General features: G+C 65.0%; 11 protein-coding genes. 10 read left to right on the top strand and 1 reads right to left on the bottom strand.

Annotated elements, in window-relative coordinates; translation table 11 throughout:
• The first annotated feature begins 46 nt into the window (after positions 1 to 46).
• From AC10V3_RS13850 to AC10V3_RS13815, 8 genes are all read left to right on the top strand, one after another.
• Positions 47 to 1,735: an AMP-binding protein gene (locus AC10V3_RS13850; protein ID WP_022535831.1), complete on the top strand. Its 1,689-nt coding sequence runs from the start codon at positions 47 to 49 to the stop codon at positions 1,733 to 1,735.
• Positions 1,732 to 2,157, top strand: coding sequence for an acyl-CoA thioesterase (locus AC10V3_RS13845; protein WP_022535830.1), 426 nt, complete (start codon positions 1,732 to 1,734; stop codon positions 2,155 to 2,157). Before AC10V3_RS13850 ends, AC10V3_RS13845 begins: the two co-directional genes overlap by 4 nt.
• 48 nt (positions 2,158 to 2,205) lie before the next feature.
• Positions 2,206 to 2,616 (top strand): RidA family protein, encoded by a 411-nt coding sequence (locus tag AC10V3_RS13840; protein WP_022535829.1) that lies wholly within the window; start codon positions 2,206 to 2,208, stop codon positions 2,614 to 2,616.
• A gap of 358 nt (positions 2,617 to 2,974) precedes the next feature.
• Positions 2,975 to 4,111, top strand: coding sequence for a glutamine-hydrolyzing carbamoyl-phosphate synthase small subunit (gene carA / locus AC10V3_RS13835; protein ID WP_022535828.1), 1,137 nt, complete (start codon positions 2,975 to 2,977; stop codon positions 4,109 to 4,111).
• 40 nt (positions 4,112 to 4,151) lie between these two features.
• Positions 4,152 to 4,823 carry a leucine efflux protein LeuE gene (leuE, locus tag AC10V3_RS13830; protein WP_022535827.1) on the top strand — a complete coding sequence of 224 codons (672 nt, stop codon included), beginning with the start codon at positions 4,152 to 4,154 and terminating at the stop codon, positions 4,821 to 4,823.
• A gap of 100 nt (positions 4,824 to 4,923) precedes the next feature.
• Positions 4,924 to 8,172, top strand: coding sequence for a carbamoyl-phosphate synthase large subunit (gene carB, locus AC10V3_RS13825; RefSeq protein ID WP_022535826.1), 3,249 nt, complete (start codon positions 4,924 to 4,926; stop codon positions 8,170 to 8,172).
• A 247-nt stretch (positions 8,173 to 8,419) separates the two neighbouring features.
• The gene (gene greA / locus AC10V3_RS13820; protein WP_022535825.1) at positions 8,420 to 8,896 is read left to right on the top strand and encodes a transcription elongation factor GreA; all 477 of its coding nucleotides are present in this window, start codon (positions 8,420 to 8,422) and stop codon (positions 8,894 to 8,896) included.
• 54 nt (positions 8,897 to 8,950) lie between these two features.
• Positions 8,951 to 9,454 carry a DUF4149 domain-containing protein gene (locus AC10V3_RS13815; RefSeq protein ID WP_022535824.1) on the top strand — a complete coding sequence of 168 codons (504 nt, stop codon included), beginning with the start codon at positions 8,951 to 8,953 and terminating at the stop codon, positions 9,452 to 9,454.
• A gap of 90 nt (positions 9,455 to 9,544) precedes the next feature.
• On the opposite strand, the gene AC10V3_RS13810 is transcribed toward AC10V3_RS13815, so the two are convergent.
• Positions 9,545 to 10,048, bottom strand: coding sequence for a YhbY family RNA-binding protein (locus AC10V3_RS13810; RefSeq protein ID WP_022535823.1), 504 nt, complete (start codon positions 10,046 to 10,048; stop codon positions 9,545 to 9,547).
• Positions 10,049 to 10,364: 316 nt separating this feature from the next.
• Between AC10V3_RS13810 and AC10V3_RS13805 the strand changes: the two genes are divergently transcribed.
• Both AC10V3_RS13805 and ftsH read left to right on the top strand, forming a co-directional pair.
• Positions 10,365 to 11,030 carry an RlmE family RNA methyltransferase gene (locus AC10V3_RS13805; RefSeq protein ID WP_022535822.1) on the top strand — a complete coding sequence of 222 codons (666 nt, stop codon included), beginning with the start codon at positions 10,365 to 10,367 and terminating at the stop codon, positions 11,028 to 11,030.
• Positions 11,031 to 11,187: 157 nt separating this feature from the next.
• A complete protein-coding gene (gene ftsH, locus AC10V3_RS13800; protein ID WP_022535821.1) occupies positions 11,188 to 13,071 on the top strand; it encodes an ATP-dependent zinc metalloprotease FtsH in 1,884 nt (627 codons plus the stop codon).
• Positions 13,072 to 13,134 lie beyond the last annotated feature (63 nt).

Genomic DNA, 13,134 nt, shown 5'->3' with positions numbered 1-13,134 from the left:
ACCAAGAACTGCCGTATCGACACAGAGAGCAGACCGGAGACAAGTCATGGCGACCACAGCCCACCTCGATACTTTCGCCCGCGACCGCCTGCCGCCCCCGGACATGTGGCCGGTGTTCCGCTTCAATGCCGGCACCGACTACCCCGAGCGGATGAACAGCGCGGTGGAACTGGTCGACCGCCATGTGCGCGAAGGCCACGGCGAGCGCATCGCCATTCGCCACCGCCGCGACGGCAAGATCGAGACGGTCACCTACGCGCAGCTCGCGGCGTTGGTAAGCCGCATCGCCCATGTGTTGGTCGAAGACATGGGGCTGGTGCCGGGCAACCGCGTGCTGCTGCGCGGCCCCAACAACCTGATGATGGCCGCGAGCTGGCTCGCCACCATCAAGGCGGGGCTGATCGCCGTGCCGACCATGCCGCTGCTGCGTGCCAAGGAACTGAAGCAGATCATCGACAAGGCGCAAGTGAGCGCCGCACTGTGCGATGCGCGACTGCGCGAGGAACTCGACGCCAACCAGCAGGCGGGCGGCGAATTCCATTGTGCGAGCCTGGCGCGCGCGCTGTATTTCAACGGCGAAGGCGAGGGCTCGCTGGAAGCCGCGATGGCGGGCAAGCCGGATACCTTCGATGCCTGCGACACCGCCAGCGACGATATTTGCCTGATCGCCTTCACCAGCGGCACTACCGGCCAGCCCAAGGGCACCATGCACTTCCACCGCGACGTGCTGGCGATGTGCGACCTGTTCCCGCGCCACGTGCTACGCCCGCAGCCGGACGATATCTTCTGCGGCACGCCCCCGATCGCCTTTACCTTCGGGCTGGGCGGCATGCTGTGTTTCCCGCTGCGCATCGGCGCGAGCACCGTGCTGGCGGAGAAGCTGACGCCGGAAACGCTGCTCGAACTGATCCACGATTTCCGTGCCACCATCGTCTTCACCGCGCCGACCTTCTACCGCCAGATGGCCGCATTGGCACCGCGCTTCGACCTCAGCAGCCTGAAGAAGAGCGTGTCGGCCGGCGAGGCGCTGCCGGACGCCACGCGCCAGAGCTGGAAGGCGGCCACCGGCATCGAGATGACCGACGGCATCGGCGGCACGGAGATGATGCACATCTTTATTTCCAGCGCCGGCGCGGACGTGAAGCCCGGCGCGATCGGGCGCGTGGTGCCCGGTTATGTCGCGCAGATCGTCGACGAGGACATGCAGCCCTTGCCGCCCGGGCAGGTCGGCAAGCTGGCGGTGCAGGGACCCACCGGCTGCCGCTACCTGGACGACCCGCGCCAGGCCAACTACGTGAAGGCTGGCTGGAACCTGCCGGGCGACACCTTCGTCGTCGACGAGGACGGCTATTACTTCTACCAGGCACGCTCGGACGACATGATCATCTCGGCCGGCTATAACATCGCCGGCCCGGAAGTGGAAAGCGCGCTGATGCAGCACGAGGCGGTGGCCGAATGCGGCGTGGTCGGCGCGCCCGACGACGGGCGCGGCCAGGTGGTGATGGCATATGTGGTGCTGCGCGAAGGCGTGGCAGCGGACGACGCCACCCGCACCGCGCTGCAGGATTACGTCAAGCGCCAGATCGCGCCCTACAAGTACCCGCGCCGCATCGAGTTCGTGCCGGCGCTGCCCCGCACCGAGACCGGAAAGCTGCAGCGCTTCCGGCTGCGCCAGATGGCGGAGCAGGGCAACGGCGGCACTGGCGGTAACAGCAACGGCGCGGGGAAGCCATGAGCCACGTCTTCCGCAACACCGTGCTGGTGCGCTTCAAGCACTGCGACGCCGCGGGCATCGTGTTCTACCCGCGCTATTTCGAGATGCTCAACGACCTGATCGAAGACTGGTTCGGCGAGGCGCTGGGCTGGCCCTTCGATGCCATGCATGGCGAGGGCCGCGCCGGCGTGCCGACCGCCGAGCTGGAGTGCCGCTTCCTGGCGCCCAGCCGGCTGGGCGAGGTGCTGACGCGCGAGCTGCGCGTGCTGAAGCTGGGCCAGTCCAGCTTTACCCTCGCGATCCGCTTCGCCGGCCCGCATGACGATACCCGCATGGAAGTGACGCAGCGGCTGGTCTGCGTCGATACCGGCTCGATTGCTCCGCAGCCGTTGCCAGATGCCGTGCGCGAGGCCATGTCGGCCTACCTGGTCGATACGGCCTGAATCCAGGAATTCCATCCACTTATCCAGATATCAACAGGAAGAAGCACCATGAAGATCCTGCAACCGCCCGACTGGGCGCCCCCGCGTGGCTACGCCAACGGCACGCTGACCGAAATGCAGGTCGGCAGTCGCCTCGTCTTTGTCAGCGGCCAGATCGGCTGGAACGGCAAATGCGAGTTCGAGACCGACGACTTCGGCCTGCAGGTGGCGCAGGCGCTGCGCAACGTGGTCGACGTGCTGGCCGCAGGCGAGGCGCGCCCCGAACATATCGTGCGCATGACCTGGTATGTGAAGGACAAGGCAGAATACGTCGGCGCCTATGGGGCGATTGGCGAACATTACCGGGCCATCATCGGCCGGCACTTCCCGGCAATGACCGCGGTCGAGGTGTCCGACCTGGTCGAGCCGCGCGCCAAGGTGGAAATCGAGGTGACAGCCGTGGTGCCGCCGCAGGCTTAGTGTCGCCACCGATGCACGACACTCGGTGGCGACATACCGCCGAGTAGCATATCGGGCCGGGTGGCGACGACGCCCCCGGCGCGTGCAAGTCCTTGAAAACTTGAGAAATTGGGTGGCGCGGGATATAATTCGAAAGTTTCGCTTTCAGAACCCTTCACCCTAGCGCCTACCGCTTTCCACCTTCCGCCGCCCCCATCCGCGCCGCCTTTGCCCGCCACTTTTAATGTGACGCAAAGAGCATGGCGCGACCGGATCCGACCGCATCGGCGCAATGCCGCTGCCGCCGTCACGGATCCAGCCTGGGAGGCACGAGGCGTCGATTGGTCGGGCACGGGGTGAGTCCAGCAGGAGCCTACCCGTGTTACCGTCTTTTCCGTCCGCCATTCTCGCGCTAGCAGACGGCACGGTCTTTCGTGGCTATTCCATTGGCGCTTCCGGCCATACCATCGGCGAAGTGGTGTTCAACACCGCCATCACCGGTTACCAGGAAATCCTCACCGACCCGAGTTACTCCCGGCAGATCGTCACGCTGACGTATCCGCATATCGGTAACTACGGGGTCAATCCTGAGGATGTCGAAGCCACGAAAGTCCATGCCGCCGGCCTGATCATCAAGGATCTGCCGATCCTGGCCTCGAACTTCCGCAAGGAGCACACCCTCGCGCACTACCTGAAGCAGGAAAAGGTGGTGGCGATCGCTGGCATCGATACACGCAAGCTGACGCGTATCCTGCGCGAGAAGGGCGCCCAGAACGGCTGCATCCTGGCCGGCGAAGACAACGTCCAGAAGGCCATCGACCTGGCCCGCTCGTTCCCCGGCCTGGCCGGCATGGACCTGGCCAAGGTGGTTTCGGTCAAGGAACCGTACGAGTGGACCCAGTCCGAATGGAAGCTGGGCGAGGGCTACGGCAAGCAGGACAAGCCGCAGTTCCACGTGGTCGCCTATGACTATGGCGTCAAGTTCAACATCCTGCGCATGCTGGCCGAGCGCGGCTGCAAGGTGACGGTGCTGCCGGCACAGGCAAGCGCCGCCGACGCGCTGGCGCTGAATCCGGACGGCGTGTTTCTGTCCAACGGCCCCGGCGACCCTGAGCCGTGCGACTACGCCGTCGCCGCCACGCGCGAGTTCATCGAGCGCGGCATCCCGACCTTCGGCATCTGCCTGGGCCACCAGATCATGGCCCTGGCGGTCGGCGCCAAGACCCTGAAGATGAAATTCGGCCACCACGGCGCCAACCACCCGGTCAAGGACCTGGACGATGGCCGCGTGGTGATCACGTCGCAGAACCACGGTTTCGCGGTCGATGCCGACACGCTGCCGTCGAACGTGCGCGTGACGCACAAGTCGCTGTTCGACGGTTCGTTGCAGGGCTTCGCGCTGACCGACAAGCCGGCCTTCTGCTTCCAGGGCCACCCGGAAGCGTCGCCCGGCCCGAACGACGTGGCTTACCTGTTCGATCGCTTCATCAAGTTGATGACGGACGCGCGCAAGTAAGCGGACGCAAGAAGAACAGCGCAGACCTCACGGACATCCCATGAACGCCTTCATGCATACCGCCTTCGGCATCACCGATTTCTGGACCTATGTGCTGGGCACGATCTTCATCGTGCTGCTGCCGGGGCCGAACTCGATGTACGTGCTGTCGGTGGCGGCGCAGCGCGGCGTGCGCGCCGGCTACAAGGGCGCATGCGGGGTGTTCCTGGGCGACTTCGTGCTGATGGTGCTGTCGGCGGCGGGCGTGGCCTCGCTGCTTAAGGCCAGCCCGGCGCTGTTCTACGTGGTGAAGTACGTCGGCGCGGCCTACCTGGCGTGGATCGGCTTCAGCATGCTGCGCGGCGCGGTGCGCAACTGGGCCGCGCGCGGCGATGCGGCCGCCACCGCGCCGGTTAGCAAGGCCGACCAGTCCGACCCGTTCCGCAAGGCGTTGCTGATCAGCCTGCTGAACCCGAAGGCGATCCTGTTCTTCATCTCGTTCTTCATCCAGTTCGTCGACCCGGCCTTCGGCTACCCGGTGCTGTCGTTCTCCGTGCTGGGTCTGGTCGCCCAGTTCTGCAGCTTCGCCTACCTGACCACGATCATCTTCGTGGGCGCGAAGCTGGCCGACGCATTCCGGCGCCGCCGGCGCCTGTCGGCGGGCATGTCGAGCGGGGTGGGCGCAATGTTCATCGGCTTCGGCGCCAAGCTGGCGACGGCCACCGTGAACTAGGCGCAGCGGCGGACAAGCTGACATTTTCGAATCCGGACGGATTCCCTGATTACCGGCGCGGCCCGCATGCAAGCGGGCCGGCCAACAAAGAGAGCGTGCAATGCCAAAACGCACAGACATCAAGAGCATCCTGATCATCGGCGCGGGCCCCATCATCATCGGCCAGGCGTGCGAGTTCGACTATTCCGGCGCCCAGGCCTGCAAGGCGCTGCGCGAGGAAGGCTTCAAGGTCATCCTGGTCAACTCCAACCCGGCGACCATCATGACCGATCCCAACACGGCCGATGTGACCTACATCGAGCCGATCACCTGGGAAGTGGTCGAGCGCATCATCGAGAAGGAGCGCCCGGACGCGATCCTGCCGACCATGGGCGGCCAGACTGCGCTGAACTGCGCGCTGGACCTGCATCGCCACGGCGTGCTGGACAAGTACAAGGTCGAGCTGATCGGCGCGTCGCCGGAGGCCATCGACAAGGCCGAGGACCGCCAGAAGTTCAAGGACGCCATGACCAAGATCGGTCTGGGTTCGGCCAAGTCGGGTATCGCCCACTCGATGGACGAAGCCATGGCCGTGCAGTCGCGCATTGCCCAGGAAACCGGCAGCGGCGGCTACCCGATCGTGATCCGCCCGTCGTTCACGCTGGGCGGCAGCGGCGGCGGCATCGCCTACAACCGCGAAGAGTTTGAAGAGATCTGCAAGCGCGGCCTGGACCTGTCGCCGACGCGCGAGCTGCTGATCGAAGAGTCGCTGCTGGGCTGGAAAGAGTATGAGATGGAAGTGGTCCGCGACAAGAAGGACAACTGCATCATCATCTGCTCGATCGAGAACCTGGATCCGATGGGCATCCACACCGGCGACTCGATCACCGTAGCCCCGGCACAGACCCTGACCGACAAGGAATACCAGATCCTGCGCAACGCCTCGCTGGCCGTGCTGCGCGAGATCGGCGTGGACACCGGCGGCTCCAACGTGCAGTTCTCGATCAACCCGAAGGACGGTCGCATGATCGTCATCGAGATGAACCCGCGCGTGTCGCGTTCGTCGGCGCTGGCCTCCAAGGCCACCGGCTTCCCGATCGCCAAGGTCGCGGCCAAGCTGGCCGTGGGCTACACGCTGGACGAGCTGAAGAACGAGATCACCGGCGGCGCGACCCCGGCCTCGTTCGAGCCGTCGATCGACTACGTCGTCACCAAGGTGCCGCGTTTCGCCTTCGAGAAATTCCCGCAGGCCGACAGCCACCTGACCACCCAGATGAAGTCGGTGGGCGAGGTGATGGCCATGGGCCGCACCTTCCAGGAATCGTTCCAGAAGGCCCTGCGCGGCCTGGAAGTCGGCGTGGACGGCCTGGACGAGAAGTCCACCGACCGCGACGAGATCGTCGAGGAGATCGGCGAAGCCGGTCCGGACCGCATCTGGTACGTGGGCGACGCGTTCCGCCTGGGCATGTCGCTGGAAGAGGTCTATGCCGAGACCGACATCGACCCATGGTTCCTGGCCCAGATCGAAGACATCATCAAGACCGAAGGTCTGGTCAAGTCGCGCACGCTGGACAGCCTGTCGACGGCCGAGCTGCGTTTCCTGAAGCAGAAGGGCTTCTCCGATCGCCGCCTGGCCAAGCTGCTGAAGACCGACGCCAAGGCCGTGCGCGAGGCGCGCATCGCCCAGAACGTGCGCCCGGTCTACAAGCGCGTGGACACCTGCGCGGCCGAGTTCGCCACCAACACCGCCTACATGTACTCGACCTACGAGGCCGAGCATGGCGAGTGCGAGGCGCATCCGACCGACAAGAAGAAGATCATGGTGCTGGGCGGTGGCCCGAACCGGATCGGCCAGGGCATCGAGTTCGACTACTGCTGCGTGCATGCCGCGCTGGCGCTGCGCGAGGACGGGTACGAGACCATCATGGTCAACTGCAACCCGGAAACCGTGTCGACCGACTATGACACCTCGGACCGCCTGTACTTCGAGCCGCTGACGCTGGAAGACGTGCTGGAAATCGTCGACAAGGAAAAGCCGGTTGGCGTGATCGTTCAGTACGGCGGCCAGACCCCGCTGAAGCTGGCGCTGGACCTGGAAGCCAACGGCGTGCCCATCATCGGCACCAGCCCCGACATGATCGACGCGGCCGAAGACCGCGAGCGCTTCCAGAAGCTGCTGCAGGAGCTGGGCCTGCGCCAGCCGCCCAACCGTACCGCGCGTGCCGAGGACGAAGCGCTGCGCCTGGCCGAAGAGATCGGCTACCCGCTGGTGGTTCGCCCGTCGTACGTGCTGGGCGGCCGCGCGATGGAAATCGTGCACGAGCCGCGCGACCTCGAGCGCTATATGCGCGAGGCCGTCAAGGTGTCGAACGACTCCCCGGTGCTGCTGGACCGCTTCCTGAACGACGCCATCGAGTGCGACGTCGATGCCCTCTCCGACGGCAAGCGCGTATTCATCGGCGGCGTGATGGAGCACATCGAGCAGGCTGGCGTGCACTCGGGCGATTCCGCGTGCTCGCTGCCGCCGTACTCGCTGTCGGCCGAGACCGTGGCTGAACTGAAGCGCCAGACTGCCGCGATGGCCAAGGCCCTGAACGTGGTCGGCCTGATGAACGTGCAGTTCGCGATCCAGCAGAACAACGGCGTCGATACCGTCTACGTGCTGGAAGTGAACCCGCGCGCCTCGCGTACCGTGCCGTACGTGTCCAAGGCCACCGGCCTGTCGCTGGCCAAGATCGCCGCGCGCTGCATGGCCGGCCAGTCGCTGGACGACCAGGGCATCGGCGAAGAGGTCATCCCGCCGTACTACAGCGTCAAGGAAGCGGTGTTCCCGTTCAACAAGTTCCCTGGCGTCGACCCGGTGCTCGGGCCTGAAATGCGTTCGACCGGCGAGGTGATGGGCGTGGGCAAGGCGTTCGGCGAAGCACTGTTCAAGAGCCAGCTGGCCGCGGGTTCGCGCCTGCCGGAGAAGGGCACCGTGCTGATCACCGTGAAGGACAGCGACAAGCCGCGCGCCGTCGGCGTGGCCCGCATGCTGCACGACATGGGCTACCCGATTGTCGCCACCCGCGGCACCGCGTCGGCCATCGAGGCCGCCGGTATCCCGGTAAAGACGGTCAACAAGGTCAAGGACGGCCGTCCGCATATCGTGGACATGATCAAGAACGGCGAACTGGCGCTGGTGTTCACCACGGTGGACGAAACCCGCACCGCAATCGCCGATTCGCGCTCGATCCGTACCTCGGCGCTGGCCAATCGCGTGCCGTACTACACCACCATCGCCGGTGCCCGCGCCGCGGTGGAGGGGCTGAAACATATGCAAAGCCTGGAGGTCTATGACCTGCAGGGGCTGCACGCCTCGCTGGCCTGAGGATTATCCAGGTAAGGCAGGCGGCACATCGCCACCGATCGGGCGCTTGCGCCCGGTCAGATGCCCGGAAGCCCGCCGGAGTTGATGCCGGCGGGCTTCTTGGCCTAAACTACGTCAAATTCGTCGATCGAACCGGCGTGCCCGCGTTCGATCCTGTCTGAAAGCCGCGGTTGAGCGGAAGTGCCCTGGCAGCATTGCCGGGGATGGCTCCAGCTCCGCTGCGGCTCATTTTTTTGTTGAACGAGACATGAGCACCATTCCGATTACCAAGCGTGGCGCCGAGCTCCTGAAGGAAGAGCTCCAGCGCCTCAAGGCTGTCGAGCGTCCGGCGGTGATCAATGCCATTTCGGAAGCCCGCGCCCAGGGCGATCTCTCGGAAAATGCCGAGTACGACGCCGCCAAGGAAAAGCAGGCCTTTATCGAGGGTCGCATTCTGGAAGTGGAGTCGAAGCTCTCCGCTGCGCAGGTCATCGACCCGACCCAGCTCGACACCGACGGCCGCATCGTCTTTGGCGCCACCGTTGACCTGGAAGACCTCGAGTCGGGCAGGCCCGTCAGCTACCAGATCGTGGGCGATGACGAGGCCGACCTCGACACCGGCAAGATCTCGGTCAGCTCGCCGATCGCGCGTGCGCTGATCGGCAAGTTCGAAGGCGACGTCGCGACCGTGCTGGCCCCTGGCGGCGAGCGCGAGTACGAAGTCATTACTGTCCGCTATATCTGACGCCGGTCCGGCCGGCTCGCTTCGCGCTTGCCCGGCCACCGGAAAGACCGGCTTGTGTTCTCATCTTCCTATAACAGCCTGCCACCGCTGCCGCACCGCATCTTTTTGCTGCTGACGGTGGTATGGGCGGGCAGCCTCTGGACGGTCGGCTACATGGTGGCGCCGACACTGTTTTCCGTGCTGCCCAGCCGCGAGATGGCGGGCATGATCGCCGGTCACCTGTTTCATACCGAGGCCATCGTCGGCGTCACCATCGGCGTGCTGCAGCTGGTGCTGTGCAACGTGATGATCCGGCGCGGCGCCAATCGCTACCGCGCGCTGCGCTGGCTGGTGCTGGGCATGCTGTGCTGCGTGCTGGTCGGCTACTTCGGCACCCAGCCGTTCATGGGCAGCCTGAAGGAAAAGGCGCTGGCGCTGGGCGTCGGGGTCTCGGAATCGCCTTACAAGGCGCAATTCGGCATGCTGCACGGCGTATCGAGCGCCTTCTACCTGGTGCAGAGCCTGCTGGCGCTGGTGCTGGTGTGGCGCGCTTCGGCGCCGCGTTCGGCCGGGGAGTGAGCCCGGCTTTCCCGGCGGTGCCACGGTGGTGGCGCGCCGGAGTCAGGGCCGCCGGGCGGCGGACCTGTCCTGCACAGGCTGCCGGGGTGATTACCCCAGTGCCTTCTTCTTCTGGCTGGTCGGGCGTGCGCGCGAACGCTTCACATTGCCGCCGGCGGTAACGCGCTCATTGCCGAGCACCGTCACTTCCTTGCGGGTCGGGCGGCGGTTCGGCGCGGCGCTGGGCTTCTTGACCGTAACCGTGCGCGGGGCGGCGCCACCGCGGCGGACTGGCGCATGCCGGCCCAGGTCTTCCGGCTGGTTTTCCTTCAGGCGCGCTTCGCCCGGACGCCAGATCACCAGCAGCTTGCCGATATGCTGGATCGGCGCGGCGCTCAGCGCGTCGCAGATCTCTTCGTAGATGGCGACGCGGGCTTCGCGGTCATCGCCGAACACGCGGATCTTGATCAGGTCATGGGCAGCCAGGCTGCGGTCGATCTCGGCGAGCACGTTGCGGGTCAGGCCTTCAGCGCCGATCATCACGACCGGGTTCAGGGCATGGGCACGGGAGCGCAGGTCGGAGCGCTGGGCAGGGACGAGTTGTAGAGCGGGCATAGGTTGGCGCTGAATTATTAGGCGCTTTAAATAGGGATAGAGCGCTGAGGCGCTGGGAAATCTGGCGCTGCAGCCCACGCCGGCAATCATGGACACGGCGGCCGGGCAAGGGCAGGCTTCCGACGACCGCCCGGGGCGGCAAACCGGCGGGGCCCATGGGGTTCGCCGGCGGTCGGGATGCGGATTGGCGCGTATTATCCGTCAATCCGGCACTGTCGGGCGGCAAAATCATCAAAACAGTAGAAAATCCTTCGGCGCGCGGCGTTGGCAGGCAACGGGGGCGGGGAACAGGCAGGTAACAGGGCTGGTATTAGGCATGGCAAAAAACAAGTTTAACCATTCGTGGCTGCACGACCACATCAACGATCCGTATGTGAAGATGGCGCAGCGGGAGGGGTATCGCGCCCGCGCGGCGTACAAGCTCAAGGAGATCGACGAGCAGGACAAGCTGATCCGTCCGGGCCAGGTGATCGTCGACCTGGGCGCGGCGCCTGGCAGCTGGAGCCAGTACGCCCGCAACAAGCTGGCGGCGTCGCCGCGGGCCAGGGACGGCAAGATCGACGGCGCCGTGGTCGCGATCGACCTGCTGCCGATGGAGGCTGTCGCCGACGTCACTTTTATCCAGGGCGATTTCCGTGAGGAAGCGGTATTCCGCCAGCTCGAAAGTGTGGTGCTGGACGCCTCCGGCGGCGACAAGATCGACCTTGTATTGTCCGACATGGCCCCCAACTTGTCGGGTGTGGCTTCCGCGGATTCGGCCCGGATCGAGTACCTGTGCGACCTCGCGCTGGAATTTGCGCAGGCCCATCTGAAGCCGGAGGGGGCATTACTGGTAAAGTGTTTCCACGGGAGCGGCTACAGCCAGATCGTGGAGAAGTTCAAACGGCAGTTCAAACTGGTCGCGAAACGCAAGCCCAAGGCGTCGCGAGACAAGTCTTCCGAGACCTTTATCCTTGGGCGTTACCTCAAGACGGTGGATTGACCGATTCCGACCCCGATCCAGGCCAGGGCGAAAAAAGAAGGGGAAAGTGCCCCACCCGCTGCTATTGGCGTCATAGTTTCGCTGTTTCCCCCCGAGGGCGGGCGCTGCATTACAATGCAGCTATCCGTTGGCAAGGCAATTGCAAAGGAGTTCGGCCTTGAATAACAACCTGTTTCAAAAGGCGGCAATCTGGCTCGTGATCGCGCTGGTTTTGTTTACCGTCTTCAAGCAGTTCGACAAGCCCCGTGCGCAGGACAGCGTCACCTATTCGCAGTTCATGGATGACGCCAAGAACGGCAAGGTGTCGCGTGTCGACGTGCAGGGCCGCAACCTGGTGGTCTCGCCTAAGGAAGGCGCCAAGTACACCATCATCTCGCCGGGCGACATCTGGATGGTCGGCGACCTGATGAAGTACGGCGTCCAGGTGACCGGCAAGGCGGACGACGAACCTAACGTGTTGGTCCAGGCCCTGTATTACCTTGGGCCGACCCTGCTGATCATCGTGTTCTGGTTCTACATGATGCGCCAGATGCAGGGCGGCGGGAAAGGCGGCGCCTTCTCATTTGGCAAGTCGCGTGCGCGCCTGATCGATGAGAACCAGAACGCCGTCACGTTCCAGGACGTGGCCGGCTGCGACGAGTCCAAGGAAGAAGTGGTCGAACTGGTCGACTTCCTGAAGGACCCGCAGAAGTTCCAGAAGCTGGGCGGCCGTATCCCGCGCGGCGTGCTGCTGGTCGGCCCTCCGGGTACCGGCAAGACGCTGCTGGCGCGCGCCATCGCCGGCGAGGCCAAGGTGCCGTTCTTCAGTATCTCGGGTTCCGACTTCGTGGAAATGTTCGTTGGCGTGGGCGCGGCCCGCGTGCGCGACATGTTCGAGAACGCCAAGAAGCAGGCCCCTTGCATCGTGTTCATCGATGAAATCGACGCGGTCGGCCGCCATCGTGGCGCCGGCATGGGCGGCGGCAACGACGAGCGCGAGCAGACCTTGAACCAGATGCTGGTCGAGATGGACGGCTTCGAGGCCAACTCGGGCGTGATCGTGATCGCCGCGACCAACCGTGCCGACGTGCTGGACAAGGCGCTGCTGCGTCCGGGCCGCTTCGACCGCCAGGTCTACGTGGGCCTGCCGGATATCCGCGGCCGCGAGCAGATCCTGAAGGTCCATATGCGCAAGGTGCCGATCGGCAACGATGTCGACGCCTCGATCATCGCGCGCGGCACCCCGGGCTTCTCGGGCGCCGATCTGGCCAACCTGGTCAACGAGGCCGCGCTGTTTGCCGCCCGCCGGAGCAAGCGCGTGGTCGACATGCAGGACTTCGAGGATGCCAAGGACAAGATCTACATGGGTCCGGAGCGCAAGTCGACGGTCATGCGCGAAGAAGAGCGCCGGGCCACGGCTTACCACGAGTCGGGCCATGCGGTGGTGGCCAAGCTGCTGCCCAAGGCTGACCCGGTGCACAAGGTCACCATCATGCCGCGTGGCTGGGCGCTGGGCGTGACCTGGCAGCTGCCGGAGCATGACAAGTATTCGAAGTACAAGGACAGCATGCTGGAAGAGGTCGCCATCCTCTTCGGCGGCCGCGCGGCGGAAGAGGTCTTCCTCAACGCCATGAGCACCGGCGCTTCCAACGACTTCGAACGTGCCACCAAGATCGCCCGCGATATGGTGACCCGCTTCGGCATGAGCGACTCGCTTGGCGCCATGGTCTACGTGGACACCGAGCAGGACGGCATGTTCGGCAAGCTGTCGTCGAAGACCGTATCGGAAGCCACGCAGCAGAAGGTCGACGCTGAGATCCGCCGCATCATCGACGAGCAATATGCGCTGGCCAAGCGCCTGCTCGAAGAGAACCGCGACAAGGTCGAGGCCATGACCAACGCGCTGATGGAATGGGAAACCATTGATGCCGACCAGGTGAACGACATCATGGCCGGCAAGCCGCCGCGTCCGCCGCGCAGCGCGTCGGGCCAGAACGGCGGCGGCAGCACGCCTCCGGGCGGCTCGCCGGTGGCGCCGACCAACGCGCCTGCCACGGCCTGATCCCGCGATTTCGTCGGCCTGACGACGTAATGGTGGTAGCTGTGTAGTGGCTGTACCCGAAGC

This window comes from Cupriavidus sp. PB-02, assembly GCF_058252315.1.
The sequence above is the reverse complement of the archived record's forward strand: the minus strand, read 5'-3'. Positions and strand labels throughout refer to the sequence as shown.